This window comes from Panacibacter ginsenosidivorans, from assembly GCF_007971225.1.
Lineage (GTDB): Bacteria > Bacteroidota > Bacteroidia > Chitinophagales > Chitinophagaceae > Panacibacter > Panacibacter ginsenosidivorans.
The window spans coordinates 4,783,572-4,806,946 of sequence record NZ_CP042435.1; the positions used below are offsets into that span (position 1 = coordinate 4,783,572).

The window sequence follows — 23,375 nt, forward strand, 5'->3', positions numbered from 1 at the left end:
TTTATTGCTTGACAAATTTGAGTGCTGTTTGTTTCATTCTATTTTCAATATGCAAATAATAAGTACCTGGTGCAAGAGATTTTATATTCCAAACAAAGGAAGAAGTATTAATGCTCTTCGCAGCTAATACATGACCATTTATATCAAGAATAGAAATTTGTGTTTTATCAAGTGTGCTTAGTCCCTGTATATTCAATACATCTTTTACAGGGTTTGGATAAATCTTTACAGACATGTTATCAACGCTAATATCTTCCTGTGTTGTGGAGTTAGTAAATGCAAAGGATGGATCATCATTTTTTATTACACACACTGCGCTGTCAAGTGTACCAAGGACAGCATTAACAGGGTTGCTTAGTACTAAAGCAAATCTTTCATTGGCTTCTCTTGTATTGTCGCCAATAATTGATACAATGATATTCCCGGCAGGCTTTCCAGCCTTTATTCTAAGGGTTCCTGCAGTAGCAGTGTAATCTGAACCGGCAAGAGCGTTGAGGTTCTTTGTCGTATAATTTACAAATACATCTACTGGAGATAGCTTATTTAAGATTACTTTGAATTGCGCAGGTGATGTAGTGCCAGTATTACCCTCTAATACGGAGATTGATTTTTTAAGCGCAACAGTTACTAATTCGTCCTTTTTAAAACGGGCAAGACTAAAATTGGGTTGACCCGCAGTAATTAATTTTTCATCTTGCTGCAAGACAGCATCATAAACAACTGTATTAGTCCCAAAGCTTAATCTGTTGCTGCCATTGTTGCCAAAAGAATTATCGAGTGAACCATTAGCATTAAGCCGAACCACCTGTACTAAAGTATCATTAGCCATACCTGACAATATAATTTTACCATCACTTTGCAGCAACACCTTTCTTACTGATGCAGCAGTGCCAAATGGCAACAAGGTAACTTTACCATTTGTTCCAAAGGATAAGTCTGGAGAACCATTTGCAGTAAATTTTGCTACCGCAATTTCACCTTTATTTGTAAGTGGGTTTGTTGCTGTGCCTGCGGCTATTATACCTCCATTTGGTGTAAGAGCAATTGAATAAATTGTATCAGAACCGCCGTAGAAATCAATAATCGTTTGGCCGTTATTACCGAAGCTACTGTCATAGCTCCCGTTTGTGTTTAGCTTTGCTACACTAAAGTCCTGTGAAGAATAAGAAGGCGCACCACTTTGAGCCAGTAATATTTTTCCGTCAGACAAAATTTTTATATCTCTTACGTTTAATGAATCACCGGTACGAAGCAACTTGCCATTGACAGCAAATGTTGAATCTATTATCCCGTTTGGTTTGTATTTCACGAGATAAAAACCATTAATGTTTCCACCCACCAAAATACTGCCATCAGATTGTAAGGACATTGCATTTGTTCCTCCAAAAGGAATGAACTCATTATACAACACAGTAACAACTTTGCCACTTACACCAAATGTTGAATCAATGGTTCCGTTACTTAAATATCTTGCCAGGGCAATGTAAACTACCTGTACTTGACCCAATGCTACTGCTGTCAATGATGCGAAGGGTGGCGTAACGGTACTGTAATATCCTCCAGCGAGTATTTTTCCATCTGGCTGCACAGCAACTTTTGTAGCAAATGCCCGCGTTATGCCAAATCCAAAGAGAGTATTGACTTTTCCATTTAGACCGAATGTTGAATCGGGATGACCATTAGTCAAAAAACGACTAACCATAAAGTCTACACTGAAAGAATTGTGATAAAGGTATCCTGCCATTACTATTTTGCCATCACTTTGTAACCCTGCACTTGTACCATATACAAAACCAGATGTTTCAGCAAAATCGGTGCTTACTTTACCATTTACACCAAAGCTACTATCAAGTGCGCCGGCTTGTGAAAAACAATATTGAGAAAGTAACAGAAAATATAGTACTGATAAGCGGTTAAGTACAATTGTTTTCATATGGATTAAGAGTTAGTTGAAATAAAGATAAAAGAATATATGCAAATATGTTTATGTGCAATAAATTCTAAAAGGAAATTAATACAAGAGATACTCTTACTCGCGTCTTAGCAGGCCCATCTAATAAGAAATCAATTATCTGCAAACTTCAGAACAAACTGTCCCCTGTACTGTCCCAAAAAAACAAAAAAGCCCTGAAAGTCAATACTATCAAGGCTTTTAAAAAATTATCTGTGCCCGGGACTGGATTCGAACCAGCACATCCTTGCGAACGCTGCGACCTGAACACAGTGCGTCTACCAATTTCGCCACCCGGGCATTCAGGGCTGCAAATATAAATTATAGAACGATTGTACAAAAACCAATTTAGGGTACCACTAGTAAACTGCAGCCCCGTATATCGCTGTTGTCTATACGGCCCAGCACTTCAAAACTGCCATCTTCATATACAATGCCTGCATCGTCAGTAGCAATGAAACTGCAGCTATCTATATTGGCAAGATCAATGATGTTGAGTACACCTCTGCCCGGTTCTTTAACAATCAATGGATCTTCCTCGTCTCTTGCCAATACTTTCATCCAGGGCGGGCAATAAAAACGCCCATTACTTTTTGAATAAGCCTGACTTAACAGTTCAGTCATTCCGTATTCTGAATGTACTGCATTCACACCAAAACTTTTCATCAATTTAACATGTACTTCCTGCCGTGTAAGTTCTTTTCTTCTGCCTTTCATGCCACCGGTTTCCATGATGACTGTATGCTGTAATGGTAAAGCAAATTGTTCGGCGAAATCAAGCAGGGCAAAGGTTACGCCTATCAGTAATGTTTTTTGTTGCCGTTGCTCAAGCGAAGTAAGTAATGATTTTACCTGCTCAAATTCGTATAAATAAAAACCGCTTTGTGCATGGTTACTTTCTTTTATTAATGCATCAACCATTACAACAAGAGAAGAATTTTTCCTTTCCAGGTAAGCAGGCAATAATCCAATAATGCACCATTCTTTTATATCTCCATAAAACATTTCGAAACAATGCATAAAACTCTTTCTATATAAATCAGCATCTTTTACATAATGCCTGCTGTTGATCGTAGTGGTAGTGCCACTGCTTTCAAAAATATACTGTGGTTCAAATGCTGTACTTGTTACCTGATGCGTTTTAAAAAATGATATGGGCAAGAATGGAATTGCAGCAGAAGACTGTATGTTTGAAATATCAGCATGCATTAGTCTGCACCATTCCTGATATACATTATTAGTTTCAAACTGGTATTGTAAAACCTGCCGCGCTTTTTGTTCAAAAGAGATGCTTTCATCAAAAATATTGTTAACAATTGCACTGCGCTGCATCATGTGTTGACCTTAATTCTCTAAATTTGATTAGAAAGAAAAATAATGAGAGCAAAAATATTGATAGTAAGCATACTAACCATTTTAATGGCGGCCTGTAATAAAGATCAGTTTACAACAAAACCACAATTAACTTTTGAAAGTTTTAGTACAGATATTGTTCCTGCACCAGGGCAGCTTGAAATAACGCTGAAATATACAGACAAAGAAGGTGATATACAGGATACCATTTATGTAGAAAGGCGATCTGTTAATTGTAACACCGATACACTAAGAGCGTTTTATCCATTGCCTTCAAACGTTCCTGAAGTTAAAAATGCAGAAGGAAAGATCGTGATCAGTTATTCACATGCACCTGATTTTACCTTTCCGGATATTGGCGAGCCCACCTGTGGTACTGCTGCTGATACATGTATTTACAGGTTTGCGCTTTCTGATAAAGCCGGTAATACAAGTGATACTATATCTTCGCCGCCTCTTATAATAATTAAAAGATAACTGTTGCTGAAACGCCTTGCTAATTTTATTTTCTATGGTAATTATTTTTATGGCTGCTGCACAGTAGCACTTGCAGCAGAGGCCAGCCTGCAACAGGAACTTCCATTCAACTCAATATATTTTTATCTCTTACTTTATTTTGGAACAGTACTGTTTTATACTTACGCGTATATACAGGAGGGCACTACGGCCATAAACAATAAACGCAGTAAATGGTATGCTGCAAATTATTTTCTTGTAAGGCGCACACAACTGTTATGGCTGGTCTGCTGCGCAGCTTTGGCCGTTTATTTATTGATCTACCATTTTCATGGGCTGCAAAATATAGGCGTTACTCAAATGTTATTGCCTGCAGTATCTGGCTTTGCGGCATTGGCATATTATGGTATACCGGTTGGTATTCAATCAACATTTAATCTCCGGAAAACAGGATGGTTCAAGCCTTTTGCCATTGGTTTTGTGTGGGCAACTGCGGTAACTTATATGCCGGTGTTGTGGCATGAAGTAGAGCAGGATACCATATATTATTTCAGTGCATTTAATGCATGGTTCCTTATAAAAAATTTTATGTTTATAAGCCTGCTGGCAATTCTTTTTGATATCAAAGATTATGCAACTGACCACAACAAACGGCTAAAGACTTTTGTAGTACGTTTTGGTTTACGTAAAACTATTTTTTATGTCATTATACCACTTACTATTCTGGGATTGATATCGCTTATCATCTTTGCTACGCTGCTGCAGTTTCCTTTGTTGCGTATTATTATAAACAGTGTTCCGTTTATATTACTGGTACTGGTAGCATGGAGCATGCAACGCCGCAAATCAATACTGTATTATCTTGTAGTGATTGATGGATTGATGCTCGTAAAAGCATTATGTGGCATTACTGCATCTTTGATGCTTAAATAGTTTGAAATAGATACTTTTGTTCCCGGCTGTAATGCAGGTGGCATCGCCTCTTGCGTCGCACACTTATACTGAAGAATATAATTCAAAACTAAAAAGGCAAAAGTCAAAATATTTTTTACTTAGCTCACTATTGAGCTAAACGTACAAGTGAGTGACACAACAGGCGATCAATAGTATTACAAAAGCCGGCTAACAAAAAATAAATATTCACTTATAACATTGAGATCATGGCAAAGGCAAAAGAAAAGAAAGCAAAACATAAATCTGTTATTACAGATACATCATTCGCATTTTTGAAGAATTATATTAACACTGCATCACCGGTTGGTTTTGAAAGCGGCGGACAAAAAGTTTGGCTCGAATACATAAAACCATTTGTTGATACACATTTTACAGATCCGTATGGAACGGCGGTTGGTGTAATAAACCCAACCGAATCTTTTAAAGTAGTAATAGAAGCGCATGCGGATGAAATAAGCTGGTTTGTAAATTACATCAATGATCAGGGATTGATCTACCTGAAACGCAATGGTGGCGTAGATCACCAGGTGGCACCTGCAAAACGTGTATGGATACATGGAAAAAAGGGGCCCGTTAAAGCAGTATTTGGATGGCCTGCTATTCATACGCGTCATGGCAACCCGGATCAAAAAGAACCGCAACCAAGGGTTGATAACCTTTTTCTTGATTGCGGTGCCCGAAACAAAAAAGAAGTGGAAGCATTGGGTATTCATGTTGGGGCAGTCGTTACTAATGAAGAAGGTTTTGAAGAACTGGCACATGATTATTATATCGGTCGTGCATTTGATAACCGTATCGGCGGTTTTATGATAGCTGAAGTAGCAAGGCTTTTAAAAGAGCACAAAAAGAAATTACCTTTTGGTTTGTATATAGTTAATGCTGTGCAGGAAGAAATTGGTTTGCGTGGCGCTGAAATGATCGCACGTCGTATAAAACCAGATGTGGCTATTATTACAGATGTTACACACGATACACAAACACCGATGATCAACAAAGTGGTGGAAGGTGATATTGCATGTGGTAAAGGCCCTTCACTGGCTTATGGCCCGGCGGTGCACAATAAATTATTAAAGCTGGTAGAAGGTGTGGCAGAGAAGAAAAAAATAAATGTGCAGATGCGTACGGTAAGTCGCAGCACCGGAACAGACACAGACAGTTTTGCTTATGCAAATGATGGTTGCCCTTCTGTATTAATTTCAATTCCTTTGCGTTATATGCATACACCGGTGGAAATGCTTCATAAAAGTGATATTGAAAATACTATACTGTTAATGTACGAAACGTTGCAGGAGCTTTCGCCAAAAACAAACCTGAGTTATCTCTAACCGCAAACACAAAGAGACGAAAAGATTCGTTTTTATTTCTCTGCGTCTTAGCGCCTCTGCGGTAAAATAAAAAATCGTATCTATGTCACGCCGCAAGGCGTGACATTTTTTATGTACCTCAAAAAATTATATCAGCATAATAAATTTTGGTTCATTGTGATAATAGTCTTTATCGCAGGGCAATTATTTATTAATTATAAAAGAGGTGTGGTGTTCTCGCCTTTCTATCATTATGGCATGTACTCATCGGTAATAAAACCTGAAGCGCATTACAATATTCCAGAAGTGTTTGTGGATGGTGAAAGACTTGCTGCAAAAGATTTTTCGCCACAGGAGTGGGACAATATTATGCAGCCTGTTATACAATTCCGTTTTCAACAGGGATGGAATAATGCAATCTATCAAAACGAAATTCAACGTTTTTTACCTTTTGCAGATGCTACAAAATTCAACAATAGCATTACAAAAGAAGAATTTGATCAATGGTACCAGCTGCACCTGCAAAACTTACTGGACAAAAAAATAAATAAAGTGGAAGTTATTATCAGTGATTACAATTTTATTGATGACACATTTCAAAAAGCAAACAACTAAACTTATTGCGAAATAATTTTAAATACAAGGTTATTCTATATTACTGCATCATCTTTTATGTACTGATGTTGTATAAATGGAGCAATGATCTTTTTCTTTACCAGTCAGAACCTTCTTTTTTCTACACCAGGCAGGATGTATTTACCTGGTTGTTTATGCAAACAGGCTTGCATCAATGGTTGATCAATAATCCACCAGGCTGGATATTGGCAGACCTTCTTTTTTACAGCATGCCGCTAATCTATTTAATTATTTACCGGTATAAAAATAATGCAGCAAGCGTTGTTGCAATTATTATGCTGCTGATAAACTGGTGTTATATACAATGCTATACACTGTATCCAATAAATTCGATTGAGAGTTATATTGGCTGGCTGTTATTTCCTATAGTATTTATTCCAAAAAAAGAAAAAACCTTCATACTGCTATTTGATGGACTACGTTATTTTCTTTTATTCTTTTTTGCGTCTGCCGCAATATGGAAATTTGTACAAGGTGGCATCTTTGACGTTTCTGAAATGAGCGGTATTTTATTGTACCAGCACAACCAGTTGCTTACTAATTCACCAGGCTACTGGTTAACCAGTTTTTACCTCTATCTTATACAACACCAGTATTTATCTTATTCTTTCTATTTGTCGGCTACTCTACTCGAAGCCTGCTTCATTATTGGGTTCTTTACAAAAAAATACGACAGGTTACTGGCATTATTATTTCTGATATTCCTGTTGATGGATTGGCTTGTAATGCGCATACCTTATTTCGAGATAAGCGCATTAATGTTAACATTACTATTAAAATCGCCTGAAAACAAACAACAACAGGCTTAAGTTGTTGATAATGTGTGTACGCAGGCTTTTGAAAATAATTTATTTTTGCCGGGCATGAGAACAGCTATGAAAGTACGTATTGCCATACTTGATATGAATGAGGGTCATCCCAACCAGGGGATGCGCTGCATACGTGAGATCATTAATCAATGGAGCGAAAGCAATCAATACGACGTGGAATATGATGAATTTGAAGTTAGACTCAAAAAGGAGATTCCTGATCTTTCTTATGATATTTATATCTCAAGTGGTGGTCCCGGCTCTCCAATGGAAAGCGAAGGCATGGAGTGGGACAATGCTTTTTGCAACTGGATAGAAAGACTTGAGCACTGGAACAATGACATTGCCAACTATCCAAAGAAACATGCTTTCTTTATTTGCCATAGCTTCCAGTTGGCATGCCGCTATTATAAAGTAGCCAATTTAGGCAAACGTAAATCAACTTCTTTTGGTGTGTTTCCTGTTCACATGCTGCATGAAGGAAAAAATGAACCTGTTTTTGATGGCCTCCGCGATCCCTTCTATGCCGTTGATAGCCGCGATTACCAGGTTGTAGAACCCAACCACAATCATATAAAATCAATTGGTGCGCATATTCTTGCCATCGAAAAAGAAAGGCCTCATGTTCCTTACGAAAGGGCAATCATGGCCATGCGTTTCAATGAATATTTTATTGGCTCTCAATTTCACCCCGAGGCAGATGCCATCGGCATGAGTATGTACTTGCAGCGCGAAGACAAAAAGCAAACCGTTATTGCAAATCATGGTGAAGCCAAGTGGCATAGTATGATAGAACAACTCAATGATCCTCGTAAGATCATGTTTACTTACAGCCATGTGCTGCCTAATTTTTTAAATATTGCTGTTGGCGAATTGGTAGAGAGTTAAACAATTTTTTTGTTTCCCGGCACCTGTATTTTCATAGCATCACCTGTTGTGTCACTCACTTGTACGTTCAGAACATTGATGGTTCTTATTAAAATCGTAACAGTATAATCAGGAATTATTTTGTTTTACTGTAAAGACTGACAAGGTTTTTTTGTTAGTTAACATACCCTTCTTCTTCATTCTATTTGGTTTTGAAATAATTGTCCAGAGTTAATAATGCGGACTTAAATTCCTGAAATCTGTCTTTGCTGAGAATTTTTATGAACGCTTTTTCTAAGTCTTGATTTGCTTTCTTAAAATCATCTAAAAATAGGCGTCCTTTTTTGGTCAATGAAAGCGTTTCTGATTTTTTATTGTTTTCTGTTGGGCTTGTCATCAGGTACCCGTTTTCAATTAATTCATGCTTCAATTTTGAGATGGCTTGTCTTGAAATACCCAACTGTTTTGCGACAATATTATGATTGTTCTCCTTTGTTTCAATACGAAGCAAAATACTTACGTGGGTTGTTCTTATGTCTGGGTAGCCTATGTCAGTCCATTTTTGATTTGATGAATTAGTTAATTGTCTTGACAAATGGTGTATTAGTCCCGAAATATTTTTTTCATCATTCATTTGGAAATATCATTTTGTTTGTTGTAAGTTTGTCAATAGTATTGACAACATGTAAACTGTACTGACACAAATATAAAACAATAAAATGAAAATGAAAATCGATAAAATTAGCTCTGCAGCATTAAAATCTCTTCAGGTTGCTAATGAACAAAATGTTGCTGTTTGCATAACTGTTACAGATGATGGCGGGCATATTGTCTACCAAATTAGAATGAATGACGCCAACTTTATGACAAATGAAGTTTCTTTCTTAAAAGCAAAAACCGCTTTTTTATTTAAATGCCCATCACACGTTTTAAGAACAATTACAGAAAAAGCGCCTGTTTTAGTTCAAGCTATTCAGCAAGTGCCAGGGGATGCATGTATGTTAGAAGGTGGTTTACCTTTAAAACTTAATGAAAAAATTGTAGGTGGTGTTGGAGTGTCTGGTGGAAACTTTGAACAAGACTTGTTAATAGCTATCGCATTTGTTGAAACTTTAAGCGAACTACAAAATGGAAATTAATATTGTTGTTAATTGCACCTACGTCAGCCATGTTATTGCCGATGCAATGTTAGCGCCGGTTATTTTACATGCAATGCTCTCTTTAGACATCATTAATTACTGGTTCTTTTTTTCACAAGTGCTTTAATTATATCAATTACAATATTTATCTATAAGTTTTTCCTCTAGTCCGCTTTGTTTAGCTTTTTTTGCAAGAAGGTTAAATATTGGTGATAACAATTTCATGACACCTGGAAGGTATGAATCACTTATACTACCAATAATAGCCACATGACTAAGACTTTTTGGTATTGACTTTTTATCAGTAAGACCATCTTGCGCCAATCCATAAAGGATTCTTAAGGAGTTTTCAAACCCTTTATGTCCGGGTGTTATCTTTATATTGAATCTGATTTCTTTGTTCCCGGGGTTAAAAAAACTATGAACTTGATTAGGTGGCACGGAATAAGCCTCATTGGGTTGTAAAATTTTTATTTTGTTGCCATGTAATTTTAATCCTAACGCTCCGTCAATAGCCGTAAATGTCTCGGTAAATGTTTTATGGTAGTGCGAAAAATTTCCACCTTTTGGCATTAGTGTTAATTCTAATTCTGAAATTTTCGATTTTCTTTCATCGCTTGTTTGGATAAATGTAATTGTGTCTTTTATGATTGGGTTAATAATTTTCCTTTTCACAATGTTGTCAGCTTTTATTTAAACTTTAATTGAATTATGGATAGTGATTTTCATACGGTAATTTTACAGCCGTGAGATGCTTCTTTTAGTTGATTCTCTATTGCCTCGCCATCAATTAACGCCCAATGTTCAATAATTCTGTCATCTTTGATTTTAAAATGTCTGTAACCACGTGTGTACAGTTCAATTCCTGTGGGCTCAATGCCACGCCAAACACCAATATGCTTTAATTTCATTTTTATTCTCACCATACTTTGATCACCTTCTGTTACTTGATCTTCAACGGTCGTATTGTGCTCAAATGAAATACCTGTTGCAATAACCCACTTCTTTAGCCCTTCTTTGTCTGGGGAAAGCATTGGTAATAAGGAATGATCTTTGAACGCCGTATGTAAAAAGCTATCGAGCATTTCAAACGACTTTTTATTCCAGATTTGTTCAATAAACTTCTGTACTAAAACTGAATTTTCCATTTGCGATATATTTTAATTTATTCGCAAAATTGGAGATTGAATCGATCACTGACCTGTGTCAAAAATCACAAAATTCATTTTATAGCACGAAATCTGCTTAACGTTTCTCTGCTGATTCCTAAATAGGATGCTGTTTGAGTTAGGGAAATTCTTTGCAGAAAATCGGGATATTGTGAAACTAATGCATCAAATCTTTGTTTGGGTGTTAATAATTTAAAGCCATCAGAATGTTCTTCGTATTTTGCCGTTATCAGTTCCAAAACCTTTCTTCCAAAAGATTCAATTTGGTGCGATTGTTTGTATGCTTCTAAAAGTCTTGTTTTGTCAATCTTCACCGCCTTGGTTTTCTCGTGAGCCTTTATGTTGTATTCTGATTTTGAAGATGTTCTCAGGCTCTTGATATTGGTTGCAAAATCATTTTCGAAATAAAATGCGGTATTGATCTCTTTTCCATCCATGTTATAGCATGATTTGCAAACCCCCGAACTTATAAAGTAAATCGAGTTGCAGATTTGTCCTTCTTTCAATAAAGGCTCATTTTTTTTAAATTGCATTTCTGATACACAGTCAGATAAAATGCTCCAGTTTTGCTCCGAAAATTCGGTTATGGATTCAATATACCTTTTTAAGTTATTCATTTCTGTTAATCCAGATAATTATGGGCGCTAACGTTGACGGCTTGGCAATGTGGTGATATTTGAAAATCGTCAGCCCGTAACTGCTGTTAAATTTATAATTAAAAATTCATTGCTCACTTATTGCTCGGTGTTATTCTTCTGCTGAAACTGAAGCTGAAAAGTGAACCAAAAACTCAGAATATATTAGTCGCCCTGCCATAGCAGCAGAGCCTGTTGGCTGTAGCGCTACTCTCGGCGCAAAGTCTTAACTCCATATCGTATAGCCGCTTCAAGTATTTCAATGTTTATATCTTTTAGCGTTTTGAAATTAATGCAATACCCAGTCACGCTCGCCTTGCCTATTTTTTTCCATAAGTGTTGGCTAAGTATGCCTTATCATTGATACCAAGGATATAGACAGACATCCCGGTTTTGTTTGCACGTATACCATTTTAATAAAACTCTCTGGTTTTTCCATCAACATATTTTATGGTGTCAAGTCCATATCCTATATTAGGATTAGCAACAGTTTTATTTTCACTGTTTTTACCATCCAGGAACCATAATTTACGTGCTGGCATTATTTTCAGAATGATGTGGTGCAACTCTTGCATGTCGCTGCGTTTTGGTTCAGATTGACCAGTAATATACTCTTTGATTTGTTCTTGTACGTTCATATAAAATATTAGATTACGGGTAGCTTACTTTACCAAGCCGGTTTGATAACGCAAGATTGTAAATGTCTTTCAAGTTGGTCTTTTTGTATTGAAATAACTTGTGAATAAACCCTTTCCGGCTTCGCTTACAAACTCCAAGGTCAACAGCGGTCAAAGAGATGTAATGGATACAAACCATACACAGAGAAGGTTTTGGTCTTCTAGAACATGTTACTGCAACTTATTTTAAGCCCACTGGCGCAGGTAAAATTTTTATGCCGCTAATGCGCTTTATTAAAAGGCAAAAAATAGATGCCTTTTAAAAGCTTCTATTTGCTTATGAAGAGAAATTACAAATAACTATTTTTTAAATTAAAGTTGCCCAACAGTGACCAATATTATAAGTAGCCAGGAAAAGTTATCTTGTGTAATTCAAAGTCTTCGCAAATTTCATTATGTCGTTTGCTAATAATTCAGGTTGCTCCATAGCTGCAAAATGTCCACCCTTTGAAATTTCTGTCCAGTGTTGAACATTATAACCTCTTTCAATAAATTTTCTTGGCGGAAATGGTTCTTCCTTACGAAACTTTACAATCCCAACCGGGACATTAATAAAATCGTTCTTTAAAAAATGTAAGGGTACTTTGCTTACTTCATTATACAACCTGATAGAAGAATGAATTGTTTCAGTAAACCAGTAAAGACTAATATTAGCAAGTAATTCGTCTTTTGTAAATACACTTTCGATATTGCCGTTGCAATCGCTCCATGCGTAAAATTTTTCAACAATCCATGCACAAAGCCCAATGGGTGAGTCGGCTAAACCGTATGCAAGTGTCAATGGTTTTGTACGGTGTTGATGTGCATAAGCTCCTTCTGTTTTAGACCACTCGTCCGAGCTTTTTTGAAATTCAATTTCTTCCGCACTATATTTCTCTGTTTCAGATAAGAAAGGAAGGTAAGAACTGTGAATATAATTGAGATGTAAGCCAAGCACTTTGTCAGGATGTCTTAGGGCAAGGGCAGTGTTAATACCTGCTCCAAAATCTCCGCCTTGTGCTAAAGCTTTTTTGTAACCTAATTCTGTTATAAGCTTAGCCCACAAGTCGGCAATGAACCAAAGGTCACAACCCGAAGTATTAATTTTTTGCGAAAAGCCAAATCCAATAATGGAAGGAATAATTAAGTCAAAGGAAATTTCTGGGTCAGTAGTAAGATGGGGAATAAGTTTAATCATTTCAAGAAAAGATCCAGGCCAACCATGTGTAATAATAAGCGGAATTGATATTTTGCCTGTCCCTTTGATATGCAGAAAGTGAATTTCAACCCCATCAATCTCTGCTATATAGTTTGGATATTGGTTAATTTCATTTTCGGTCATTCTCCAATCAAACTTGTTCAACCAATAGTCTGCAAGTTTTTTTATATAAGATAAATCGGCTCCGTATTCCCAACCAGAGTTTTTGATTTCATCTGTCCAACGAGTTTGTTTAATTCTAAATTTTAAGTCGTCTATTTCGACTTGTGAAATTTGGCATTTGAATTCAGATGTCATTTGTTACTTGTCTTATGTTCTTGCTTTAAAAGCTATATTAGTCGAGGGGTAGCAGTGCCGCCAATTTGGTTGCTTATAATGGATTAGGCCTTGGCTATGTGGCGGATTTTTAGCACAAAAGTTCAATAGAATTCCTAATGTTGAACTTTTCACAAATGCTTCATAGAAGCAAGTCAGCCGCCATATTGCCAAAACCGATGTTTGCGGTTCGGGCTTCTTTTCTTAGAACTTTATTTTTTCCTATTGATGTCCTTTTTGTAATTCTTTACCATTTTTCCGAATTCTTTATCTTTTTTCCGTCTTTCAACAACCGAAGATTCAAAATGAGCTTTCTCTCTTTTTAATTTTAGGTAATTTTCATATGAAGCTCGGTCTATTTCTCCCTTTTCAACGGCTTCAATAACAGAACAACCTATCTCATTCGTGTGAGTACAATCTTTGAACTTACAATTCTGAGAAAGCCTGATAATCATATCAAATGTAATTTCTAATCCGCTTGTTGAATCGGCAATACCTACTTCTCTCATTCCTGGATTATCAACTAATATTCCTCCATTTTCAAGAATAATTAATTCTCTGTGACTTGTAATGTGTTTCCCTTTATTTGTACTATGGCTAATTGTATCTGTTTTCATTATTGATTTGCCAGAAAGATTATTCAATAGAGTGGATTTTCCAACACCTGAAGAACCAAGCATGCAATATGTTTTACCTTTTTCAATAATCGCTTTTATTTTGTCGTACCCATCTTGTGATTCGTTACTTATTGCAATAATCGGAACATTGTTAATTCGCGCTTTAATTTTCTCCAATATCTCAAAAGTCCGATGTTCATCAATTAAATCAATCTTAGTGAGCACTATAATGGGGCTAACCTTTGATGAATTACAAATTGTCAGATATCTTTCAAGTCTATTAATATTGAAATCCCTATCAGCGGCTTGCATCAATAATGCATAATCAATATTTGTTGCTATTATTTGTATCTCTCCGAATTTACCAACGTCCTGTCTGGAAATTACAGAGAATCTCGGTAATATGCTGTGAATAATGGAAAAATCTGAATCATGAATTGTTATTGCAACCCAATCCCCAACGGCTGGAAAATCTTCACGACTTTTTGATGAAAATCGTAAATTCCCTGTTATCTCGGCTTCAAATTCTCCTTTTTCAGTCTTTACAATATATCTTTCTTTATGTTCCGATATAACTCTTCCAATCTCAAACTCTTTAAGGTTATTCTCATTCCTTAATTTTTCAAGTTTATCATTATATCCTAAATCTTCTAATGTCATTTCAATATAGAATTGATTAGCTTATTCAATACTCACGGTCATCTTTTAGCCTGGCCGCTAACGGGCACGGCTTGCTGCTGCGCTGGTATTTTATAACGTCCAGCCCGGAACACAAGCCCAATTGAAAAACTGAAGATGAAGTTAACAACTAAAGCTCAATAGAATTACGTCTGCTGGATAGTAGAAGATAGTAGCACATAAGCTGGTGTACTTCCGTTAGCCGCTTTCAATGAGTTTATGAAGGTGTTTCCTAAATCTTTTTTAAATCGTCCAAATTTGAAGTAGTGTGTGCTTAGTCAGGCTACCGGTCCGTGCCCAGATGCGCTGTACTTATTTATAATGCAGTTCAGCGGGTTCGCTTTAGGTATGCAAGCCTTGTCACTTGGCTGCAAATTCTGTGTGAGCATACGATTCCAGGAAGCCGCACACCGAACAACGGAAGGTACCTACTGGAACGCACTTTTCCTCTGGTACTTTCGTAACAGTCCAGAAAGCTTTATCCGGTGCTCCTTCAACCCAGTTGATGACACGACGCAAGCCCCCATCCGCCCGGTCGAAGATGAACCCCTGCACCATCTCTCCGTTGCACTTGGGGCACTGAATGGCTTTCGTATTCATGCTCAAACCTCCTGAAAAGGAATTGGAAGAAGTTGTCATACGCTGAATATATTATTCTACTGCCAATATTGGCATTACTAACTCAAATCTACAATAAATTACATCAATTTTTTCGTGAAGAAAAATTGGATAATAGGCAATTTGAATATATATCACGGTAAGATACAGTATGGCTTGTCAAATTTGAAGTAGGATAAAAGAACTTGTATATTACCGTGAGGAGTTCAAAGCTTTTAGACCTGGTCGGGGAAGATATAGGCACAACCCATTTAAGCTTGTTGCCCTCAATGGTTACACATACCCTAAGCAGATTTTTTGCACGGAACTTGTCCCATTATCAAACTACAAATATGTGAAGCTAATAAAGATTTGCTTTTTCAGCCCGCTGATGAACTAATGTACAACGCCGATTGAAGAACCCTGCATTGGCTGATTGTCGTTGCAATATAGCGGCTAACGAGTGCCGGTTTGCTGCCGGAGCGGCATTCTGCGTTCCGTTAGCCCAAATATATAACTAAAGGTTCATTAGAATTACTGATGTTCAGCCGAGATTCGTCAGCCGCTATGGTAGCAAACCTTTTGTTGCCTGTAGTTATTTGTCCAAGCGTGCTGCTGTTGCTTTACTATCTGTATTATATCAATCTTCTTCATTTGTGTCAAATCCAAGATTTTTGAGCCACGTTCTGTTAGTGGCTGGCGTTTCTTCCACCCTGTTGGTTAAATTTCATTCATTTCGTTTACCAATGTTTCGATCAATATTTTAGCGTCCCGGTGTTTTAATAATGAAGCAGATTGTCCTGCCCAGTATGATTTGAAGTCAGGATTTGAATTGGTAGTTGCTGGATATGCCTTTAAGAAGCCCATAAATTTACTTTGTAATGGATAAGGTGCTAAAAGTTTTTCATACGCTTTCAAATCTTCCGTTAGCCTGTTTTTTATCCCTCTTGATAGTCGCCCTGTAAACACTTTTGTAAGTGTTGTATATTTTGCGTCTGGTGTAAATAACTTGTCTTTATGGTCTTGTGAGGCATTAGATTGATTCGTTGCCAAAAAAGCAGTTCCCATTTGTACAGCATCGGCACCTAAAGCCAATGCTGCTTTGATTCCTCTTGCATCTGCAATACCACCTGCTGCAATTATTGGAATTTTTACACTGTCAGCCACCTGTGGAATTAATGCAAAAGTTCCTGTCAATGATTCTTCGGCTGTTCGTAAAAAAGAAACTCTGTGTCCTCCTGCTTCCATTCCTGTAGCCACTATGGCATCAACACCTGCATGTTGTAATGCAATGGCTTCGTCAACTGTAGTAGCCGTTCCCACAGTTTTTATGCCCAATGATTTACAATTTTCTAAAATCGAAGTATTAGGAATACCATATACAAAACTAAAAACAGCAGGTTTTGCCTCAAATATTGCTTCAATTTGTTCTTCAAATTTTGCGCCCAAATTAGTTGGTCTTTCAGGAATGGATACACCAAGTTCGTTGAAGTAAGGTTTAAATAATTCGGTTAGTTTTTTATAGTCTTCATCACCAAATGTTGCCAATCGGCTGTCCCTGTCATTTACCCATAAATTGATATTGAAAGGCTTGTTGGTATGCTTTCTAATTTCTTTGCAAGTCTGAATAATTTCATTTGTAGAAAATGGTTGCCCTCCAAATGAACCCAAACAACCTGCATTTGCAACAGTAGTTGTTAACTCAACTGATGACAAACCTCCTCCAAACGGACCTTGCACAATTGGATACTCAATACTCAAAAGCTTTGTAAACTTCGTTTTATTCCACATTTTCCTTTAGTTATTTTGAGAAGATAAATTTGCAAAAAATGAAAGCGATGTGCTTGTTGCACTTGCTGCAACAATTGCCTTCATAGCACTTCGCCTTTCATTAAATTACTTTTTTAGTTTATCAAATAGTTTTTTTGCTACTTCATTTGATGATTGAGGATTTTGTCCTGTAAGTAATAATCCATCTTCCAAAACATACGATGACCAATCAGCACCTTTTTTATAAATAGCACCTCTTGATTTTAATTTGTCTTCTAAGGAAAACGGGACAACTTTAGTTAGTTGCACTGCTTCTTCTTCGGTGTTGCAAAAACTTGTAAGGTTTTTCCCTGCAATTAAATAGTCCCCATTGTTCAGTTTAACATTTACTAAAGCTGCTGAACCGTGGCAAACAAATGCAATTGGTTTGTCGTGGTTGTAAAATGATTTTATTAAAGCAATAGAATTTTCGTCATTTGCTAAATCCCACATCGGCCCGTGACCGCCAGGATAGAAAATAGCGTCAAAGTTTTTTTGGCTAACAGAAGATAACTTTACAGTATTGCTTAATAATTTTTGAGCAACTGCATCATTAAAATATCTTTTGGTAGCATCTGTTTGAAAACCTGGTTCGTTACTCTTTGGGTCTATTGGTGCTTGTCCGCCATTGGGAGTAGCAACAGTTACTTCAATATTTTTATCGGTAAAGAAATAATATGGAGTTGCAAATTCTTCAATCCAAAACCCCGTTTTTTTACCAGTATTACCTAACTGGTCGTGTGATGTAAGTACAAAGAGAATTTTTACTTTCTTATTTGTTTGTGCAAATGTTGATACAGAACTTAAAGTTAAAACAGCACCAGCTATTATGTATGTTACTAAACTTTTCATTTTACATTTATTTTTTGTTATTGAATTAATTTGATTTTTGAGCAATGAGTTTAAATTGAAGTACAAAGTCGTCGTATATAAGACCGTCTCCTAAATTTTGTAAAAACTTGCCCGAACCATAACGGATATTATACAGTGTTCTGTCAATTACAACTTCGCCGAGTGAATGCAAAGTGTTTGTAAATATTTCAATAGAAGATATAAAACTGATTGGGTGTGAAATGTCTTTGATAGTGAGATTGCCATCAATTTTAAATTTGTTGGTTTCGGTTTTGCTTGAACCAGTTAAAGTTAGTTTAGCAGTTTTAAATTTATCAACCGAGAAAAAATCATCGTTTAATAAGTGTGCTAAAAAATCCTGGTTAGTCTTTTTGTCTTCAATGTCGGTAATCACAATTGAAGTCATATCTATTTGGATTTCTCCGCCTAAAATTGTGTTGTCTATAATTTCAATAGAGCCATTAGCGATATTGATGCTTCCTGTATGTAACCCTAAAACTTTTTTGCCAGTCCAGTTTACAGTACTGCTTGCTTGTTGAATTTGAAATTTTGCCATCCTTTTTTGTTTAAAAATTATGATGCAAAATTCAATACGGGTAGCAGGAACAAAAAGGACATACCGCACAATTTTGATGTGAGGTGGCTCACACTCTATTTTGTTGGAGAATTAAGTCGGCTAAGAGTTTCCCTTGTAACTCCTAAATAAGAAGCAATAAGTTGTTTTGGAACTTTCTGAAAAAGCTGAGGATATAATTGAAGTAGTTGGTCGTATTTTTCTTTGGCGTTATTGCTCAACAATGAAAGTATTCTTTGCTGTAAAGCAACATTGCGTTTATTGGTTTTCTTTCTAAAAAAGTGTTCTATTTTGTGCATCTCGGCACAAAGTTTTTCTCTGTTCTGGAATGATAAGCAAAGTAATTCGCTTTTTTCAATACAGTCAATATTTATAGTTGCTTTTGATTGATTGTAGTACGCCTCATAGTCAGTAATCCACCAGTCTTGCATTCCAAAAGCCAGAATATGTTCTTTGCCATTTTTGTCTGTAAAGTATGATTTTAAGCAACCATCCAAAATAAAAAAATCGTTTGGCACATTTTCTCCTTCTTGAACTACAAATTGATGTTTTTTAAATTTCTTTGTCGTGAAGTGCGAGAAAATATACTCAAACTCTTTGTCTGTAAGTGGTGTTATTTTTTCAATTTGTTGCCGTAAAATATAGCTCATTCACTTTTGAAGTTTGTTTACTGACCCGTCCTGAAAAAAGTTGACTGATTTTGGTGCCGATTGCTCTTCCGTCCAGCCCTGCTGTTGCATACTCATGTTGTGCGGTCGTGCTTCTTTATAATTTATTCTAAATGATATTCTTTATTTAACAATGCAATAAGGTTTTTGCCTTCGCTAAATTGGATTTCCTCGGTGCGTCTAAGCGCATCTAACTGCATCATCACTGATCTTACTTTGTTGCTGTATTCAGTTAAAAGCGCCTTATCACTATTCTCTAATTTTAAAGGGAGAGAAGTATCCAAAAAAATATCAGTGCTTTCATTCCAGAAACCATATATTTTAACCTGATCATAGTTAAATATTTTTTGAGCCGTTTTGCTCATATCTTCTATCAGGGTTTTGTAATAGCCCGAGTTAATTGCAATTGCGTTATTGAAATAATCATAATTGGTGATAGTATCCCGGCAGGTTTTATTTGTTATGAGTGAGAAAGCACCGATGTTTTTTATTTGCAACAAGGTGCGTTGGTCAGGTACAAACATTATTAATCCTAGTCCGTGTCTGAAATTCAGGTAATACAACCTGTGGATATCAAATGGCTTCCCCTCTTTAGCAGCCTGCAATAGGGTGTATAAACTATCCAGTTTTTCAAATTGATTATCACTTGCCGGAAGTATGAGGTTTAGTTGCGCTGTGTCAGATATAAGATCCTCTTTCAGAGCAACCATAAATTCTCTCTCTTTTGATTTGTTCACGTTGTATTCCCGAAAATTCTCTGCAATAAAGCCGAGAGTTACTGCGAGAAATATCATTAAAAATTCAAGAAAATATTCTTTCCATTTTTTTGGTTTATGATGCAGATCGGGGTGATGATGTACTTCCATATTTTCAGTCTCTTGATTTGGATTAATAATCTCCGTGTCTTTAGTAGGAATAATTTCGCCTGAAACATTTTCTGATTGAGTGTTTGTCAGCTTATCTAAATGTTCTTCGTCTGTATTGTTTGTCATTTACTGTTAGTTGGTCAAATTTTTAGAGTGTTCAATCGCATGCCGCACAACGAACAGGTATTGACGAAGTGACCCGTCCTGAAAAAAGTTGACTGATTTTGGTGAATAATCCTGTTAATGGTTGACTAAGATAATACATCCTGAATAAGGTTGAGTAATGAAGTTGTTTACCTGTGTGTTGGCAAAAATATTTTCGTGCCCTCTACAGCTAAGAAAATATTTTTTGTGCGCTGGCTTATCAGGTTGGTTGCATGGTTACCTCCTTTTGTTTTGTGTTGTTTTGATAATAGTTTTTCCATCTTCTTATCTGTGGTCCTTTTTGTGTATGCACCTCAGCAGGTATTTGCCAATTTAAACTGCTGTGTCTTCTTCTGTAGTTGTAAATAGTAATGCATCTTGTGATGTGTATGGAAGCAGCATCGATATCATGATAATAACTGCTGATGAGTTCGGTTTTCAGAATACCATTTACTCTTTCTGCAATAGCATTTTCCAATGGGTCTCCATTGTTGGTCATTGATATTAATGCATGATGTTGCTGCAATAATTTTACATACTCTGTACTGCAATATTGTATGCCTCTGTCACTATGGTGTATCACTATTGCTTCAGGTGGCTTTTGATCTAATGCTTTCTTTAAAGCAACTGCTGCACTGCTCACTTTCATATCATCACTTACATGAAAACCAACGATCTTTCTGGAGTACGCATCTGTTATCAAAAACAAATAAGCAAACCGCTCTTTGAGTGGTATGTAAGTAATATCGGCTACCCAAAGTTCATGAGCCTTTAGTGGAGTAAAATCCTTTACCAGATTGGGATAGCGGTAAAAGTGGTGTTTACTGTTGGTGGTATGAACACTACGTTTGGTTCTTCTTACCAATAGCTTGTTTTGTTTCAGCAGGTCAAAGAATTTATCTCTTCCCATATGAAGATTGTGTTGCTCAAAAAAAGACTGAAGCATGATGAATAATTTTCTTCCGACGCATCTGGGCTGATGCTTTCTTATATGATCAATCTGTTCCAGTATCAGCTGTTCATGATACTGTTGATGGAACTGTTTTTTATTATGCTTATGATAAGCCTGTGCAGAATAGCCCAACAGTTTACATAGTTGTTGTAAACTAATATTACCATGTATCTTTTTTACTGCTTTTACTGTTGGGCACCAGGCTTTTTTCTGATAGAGATATTGAGGTCTTTCTCTGCAATATTGATCATGGTATCTAAAGCTTCTGCGCGTAGCTTTTCCCATTGAAGCTGCTTCTCCAGTGCAGCTATTTTTTGCTGCAATGCTTCTGCAGATTGTAATTGTTCTGAAGTGAGTTTTTTCTTTGAACTGTTCATGCTGCTGGTGGAATAGGTTGACTGCTTTTCTGTGGGCGGCAAGTTATGTATTCCCTGGTGAATAAGCACCCATTTGCAAATGGTTGTTCTGCTGATTCCATACTTTGCTGCTAACTTCCTGAAGCCGCAGCCTTGCGTTAAATACTCCGCAATAATCTGTTCTTTTAAGTCCATAATTTGGTTGATTTTTAGTCAACCTATTTCTGTACAACATTCATCTAATTAACTAATAGTGAAGTTCTTTCAAAAAGCCTTTTCAGTTCATTCCCATTTAGGTGAAGTGCCCCGATCTTTCTTTCAATTTGTTTTAGATGATTGATTTTATGTTTTTCATTATTCATTATAATTTCATTTTTCTTATACGGTTGAAGTTTAGTAATCATATTCCATATAATGATCGCCAGCTTTCTGGCAGTAGCGGTAATGGCTGCCACCCGTCCTTTTCTGAAGGCAACTCTTTTGAAGAAGGGTGTTAAGTCGTGATCTTTCTGGTTGCCAATAGAGTTAGCTGCCTGCCTTAATGCTACAGCAATGTAGTTTCTCCCTTTCGTAGTGCTATTGCCAATAATTTTGCCACCACTTACTTTGTTATTAGGTACTAATCTTAGCCAAGCCGCAAAACTCTTTGCAGATGAAAATTTATGAATATCATGACCCATGTTTGTCAGCAAGCAAAGAACAGTAGTGTGACTAATTCCCTGTATAGCAAATAAATCTGTACCAAAATATTGATATGCAATTTTTGAAACATTAAATGCAGGAGCGTGTTTTCTATTTTTTTTATTGGTTACCTTAAATTCTTTTTTTTCCTGACTGCGAACCGTGTGTTGTGGAAGATGTTTTATTAGTACCTGTTCTATTGTTTTATCACAATCAACGAGTGCTTTTTCATAAAGCTTATAAAACTCCAGCGCTGCTTTTAGTTCATATAGCAATTCATCGCGCCACCAGCCTCTTAATGAATCAGCAATTTCTTCTTTTGACTTTTTAACTCTTATGTCAACCAAAGATGCAAGATATTCGGGATCCCTATTGCCCGCCAATATGGCTTCAATAATGTTCAAGCCAGATTTTCCTGCAACATCCCTGATAGCAATATCCAACCTAATATTCATAAGCCTCAGAGCCTTCTGAATTTTATGAATATATAAGGCTGCCTGTTCTATCAAATGTTGACGATGATAATAGTATGTACGCAGTTCTTGTAAAACATTGCTTAAAAGAAAACTTCCTGATAACAGACCTAAAGAATGTAATTTTTGTATCCACATACAATCAATAACATCAGTCTTACGACCCTTAACGTTTTTTGTTTGATTACCGCCAACCAGCAATACTTCAAAGCCTTCAGCTTGTAACGCATCGAAAAGTGTTTGCCAATAAGTTCCGGTACTTTCCATTGCTACAGTAGTAATACCATGTGCATGCAAGTACTCAATCATTTGCAGATGATCTTTCGTGTACACCCCAAACTCACGTACATTCTCCTTATCCTGGTCGATGGCTACCATATGGCTTCTTGAACCAACATCTATTCCCGCAGCCTTGACATTAATGATTTGAAGTGTTAATTCTTTTTGTTCCATTTGATGTTTTTTTATTATGAAAAAACCTTCAGGGAACGTCTGAATAATAAAATTTTTTCTGTTCGGGATTCCATTATGGATCACCATTTAATTCAAGAGATGCTTCTACTTTAGCAGAAGTATCAACATTCCAGCCTTGATTTCAGGAGGGACTATAAGTTCCTTTTAGCTTTAGAAGGCTTGCTTCTGAAG

At 36.5% G+C, this 23,375-nt stretch carries 25 protein-coding genes and 1 tRNA gene; 7 read left to right on the forward strand and 19 right to left on the reverse strand.

Annotated features, from left to right (window positions below):
* Position 1: 1 nt before the first annotated feature.
* The 3 genes from FRZ67_RS20315 to FRZ67_RS20325 all read right to left on the reverse strand — a co-directional run bounded on the left by FRZ67_RS20315 (position 2) and on the right by FRZ67_RS20325 (position 3,286).
* Positions 2-1,933, reverse strand: a complete 1,932-nt coding sequence (locus FRZ67_RS20315) for a T9SS type A sorting domain-containing protein (RefSeq protein ID WP_147192409.1) — start codon at positions 1,931-1,933, stop codon at positions 2-4.
* Between the two features lie 234 nt (positions 1,934-2,167).
* A tRNA-Leu gene (locus tag FRZ67_RS20320) sits at positions 2,168-2,251 on the reverse strand.
* Between the two features lie 48 nt (positions 2,252-2,299).
* Positions 2,300-3,286, reverse strand: coding sequence for a LuxE/PaaK family acyltransferase (locus tag FRZ67_RS20325; RefSeq protein WP_225975417.1), 987 nt, complete (start codon positions 3,284-3,286; stop codon positions 2,300-2,302).
* 42 nt (positions 3,287-3,328) lie between these two features.
* Here FRZ67_RS20325 and FRZ67_RS20330 point away from each other — a divergent pair, with 42 nt between their 5' ends.
* From FRZ67_RS20330 to FRZ67_RS20355, 6 genes are all read left to right on the forward strand, one after another.
* Positions 3,329-3,781 carry a hypothetical protein gene (locus tag FRZ67_RS20330; RefSeq protein ID WP_147192410.1) on the forward strand — a complete coding sequence of 151 codons (453 nt, stop codon included), beginning with the start codon at positions 3,329-3,331 and terminating at the stop codon, positions 3,779-3,781.
* A gap of 3 nt (positions 3,782-3,784) precedes the next feature.
* Positions 3,785-4,693 (forward strand): UbiA prenyltransferase family protein, encoded by a 909-nt coding sequence (locus FRZ67_RS20335; RefSeq protein ID WP_147192411.1) that lies wholly within the window; start codon positions 3,785-3,787, stop codon positions 4,691-4,693.
* 227 nt (positions 4,694-4,920) lie between these two features.
* Positions 4,921-6,039, forward strand: coding sequence for a M42 family metallopeptidase (locus FRZ67_RS20340; RefSeq protein ID WP_147192412.1), 1,119 nt, complete (start codon positions 4,921-4,923; stop codon positions 6,037-6,039).
* A gap of 156 nt (positions 6,040-6,195) precedes the next feature.
* Entirely contained in the window at positions 6,196-6,633 is a 438-nt protein-coding gene (locus FRZ67_RS20345) for a hypothetical protein (protein ID WP_147192413.1), read from the forward strand.
* Between the two features lie 5 nt (positions 6,634-6,638).
* Entirely contained in the window at positions 6,639-7,463 is an 825-nt protein-coding gene (locus FRZ67_RS20350) for a hypothetical protein (RefSeq protein WP_147192414.1), read from the forward strand.
* Positions 7,464-7,517: 54 nt separating this feature from the next.
* Positions 7,518-8,351, forward strand: a complete 834-nt coding sequence (locus FRZ67_RS20355) for a type 1 glutamine amidotransferase (RefSeq protein ID WP_147192415.1) — start codon at positions 7,518-7,520, stop codon at positions 8,349-8,351.
* Positions 8,352-8,532: 181 nt separating this feature from the next.
* Here FRZ67_RS20355 and FRZ67_RS20360 read toward each other — a convergent pair whose 3' ends face one another.
* A complete protein-coding gene (locus FRZ67_RS20360) occupies positions 8,533-8,964 on the reverse strand; it encodes a MarR family winged helix-turn-helix transcriptional regulator (RefSeq protein WP_147192416.1) in 432 nt (143 codons plus the stop codon).
* An 85-nt stretch (positions 8,965-9,049) separates the two neighbouring features.
* On the opposite strand from FRZ67_RS20360, the gene FRZ67_RS20365 reads away from it, so the two are divergent.
* Positions 9,050-9,469, forward strand: a complete 420-nt coding sequence (locus FRZ67_RS20365; protein ID WP_147192417.1) for a GlcG/HbpS family heme-binding protein — start codon at positions 9,050-9,052, stop codon at positions 9,467-9,469.
* Positions 9,470-9,601: 132 nt separating this feature from the next.
* On the opposite strand, the gene FRZ67_RS20370 is transcribed toward FRZ67_RS20365, so the two are convergent.
* The 15 genes from FRZ67_RS20370 to FRZ67_RS20435 all read right to left on the reverse strand — a co-directional run bounded on the left by FRZ67_RS20370 (position 9,602) and on the right by FRZ67_RS20435 (position 23,183).
* Positions 9,602-10,144, reverse strand: a complete 543-nt coding sequence (locus FRZ67_RS20370; RefSeq protein ID WP_147192418.1) for a cupin domain-containing protein — start codon at positions 10,142-10,144, stop codon at positions 9,602-9,604.
* Between the two features lie 50 nt (positions 10,145-10,194).
* Positions 10,195-10,617 (reverse strand): ester cyclase, encoded by a 423-nt coding sequence (locus FRZ67_RS20375; protein WP_147192419.1) that lies wholly within the window; start codon positions 10,615-10,617, stop codon positions 10,195-10,197.
* A 74-nt stretch (positions 10,618-10,691) separates the two neighbouring features.
* Positions 10,692-11,255, reverse strand: a complete 564-nt coding sequence (locus FRZ67_RS20380; protein ID WP_147192420.1) for a Crp/Fnr family transcriptional regulator — start codon at positions 11,253-11,255, stop codon at positions 10,692-10,694.
* A 431-nt stretch (positions 11,256-11,686) separates the two neighbouring features.
* Complete coding sequence (locus FRZ67_RS23690) at positions 11,687-11,911, reverse strand: hypothetical protein (protein WP_225975418.1); 225 nt, start codon at positions 11,909-11,911, stop codon at positions 11,687-11,689.
* 397 nt (positions 11,912-12,308) lie between these two features.
* Positions 12,309-13,445: an epoxide hydrolase family protein gene (locus tag FRZ67_RS20390; protein ID WP_147192421.1), complete on the reverse strand. Its 1,137-nt coding sequence runs from the start codon at positions 13,443-13,445 to the stop codon at positions 12,309-12,311.
* A 230-nt stretch (positions 13,446-13,675) separates the two neighbouring features.
* Positions 13,676-14,740, reverse strand: coding sequence for a ribosome small subunit-dependent GTPase A (rsgA, locus tag FRZ67_RS20395; protein ID WP_147192422.1), 1,065 nt, complete (start codon positions 14,738-14,740; stop codon positions 13,676-13,678).
* A gap of 378 nt (positions 14,741-15,118) precedes the next feature.
* A complete protein-coding gene (locus tag FRZ67_RS23980; protein WP_374728497.1) occupies positions 15,119-15,397 on the reverse strand; it encodes a PF20097 family protein in 279 nt (92 codons plus the stop codon).
* Positions 15,398-16,075: 678 nt separating this feature from the next.
* Entirely contained in the window at positions 16,076-17,146 is a 1,071-nt protein-coding gene (locus FRZ67_RS20400; protein ID WP_147192423.1) for an NAD(P)H-dependent flavin oxidoreductase, read from the reverse strand.
* Positions 17,147-17,251: 105 nt separating this feature from the next.
* Positions 17,252-18,016: a type 1 glutamine amidotransferase domain-containing protein gene (locus FRZ67_RS20405; protein ID WP_147192424.1), complete on the reverse strand. Its 765-nt coding sequence runs from the start codon at positions 18,014-18,016 to the stop codon at positions 17,252-17,254.
* A gap of 25 nt (positions 18,017-18,041) precedes the next feature.
* Positions 18,042-18,572 (reverse strand): YceI family protein, encoded by a 531-nt coding sequence (locus FRZ67_RS20410; RefSeq protein WP_147192425.1) that lies wholly within the window; start codon positions 18,570-18,572, stop codon positions 18,042-18,044.
* A 95-nt stretch (positions 18,573-18,667) separates the two neighbouring features.
* Positions 18,668-19,240 carry a Crp/Fnr family transcriptional regulator gene (locus tag FRZ67_RS20415; RefSeq protein ID WP_147192426.1) on the reverse strand — a complete coding sequence of 191 codons (573 nt, stop codon included), beginning with the start codon at positions 19,238-19,240 and terminating at the stop codon, positions 18,668-18,670.
* A 122-nt stretch (positions 19,241-19,362) separates the two neighbouring features.
* Positions 19,363-20,250, reverse strand: a complete 888-nt coding sequence (locus FRZ67_RS20420; RefSeq protein ID WP_147192427.1) for a hypothetical protein — start codon at positions 20,248-20,250, stop codon at positions 19,363-19,365.
* A gap of 238 nt (positions 20,251-20,488) precedes the next feature.
* Positions 20,489-21,505 carry an IS3 family transposase gene (locus FRZ67_RS20425; protein WP_147192428.1) on the reverse strand — a complete coding sequence of 339 codons (1,017 nt, stop codon included), beginning with the start codon at positions 21,503-21,505 and terminating at the stop codon, positions 20,489-20,491.
* Positions 21,406-21,771, reverse strand: a complete 366-nt coding sequence (locus tag FRZ67_RS20430; RefSeq protein WP_147188027.1) for a transposase — start codon at positions 21,769-21,771, stop codon at positions 21,406-21,408. Before FRZ67_RS20430 ends, FRZ67_RS20425 begins: the two co-directional genes overlap by 100 nt.
* Positions 21,772-21,815: 44 nt before the next feature.
* Positions 21,816-23,183 carry an IS110 family RNA-guided transposase gene (locus FRZ67_RS20435; RefSeq protein WP_158638419.1) on the reverse strand — a complete coding sequence of 456 codons (1,368 nt, stop codon included), beginning with the start codon at positions 23,181-23,183 and terminating at the stop codon, positions 21,816-21,818.
* Positions 23,184-23,375 lie beyond the last annotated feature (192 nt).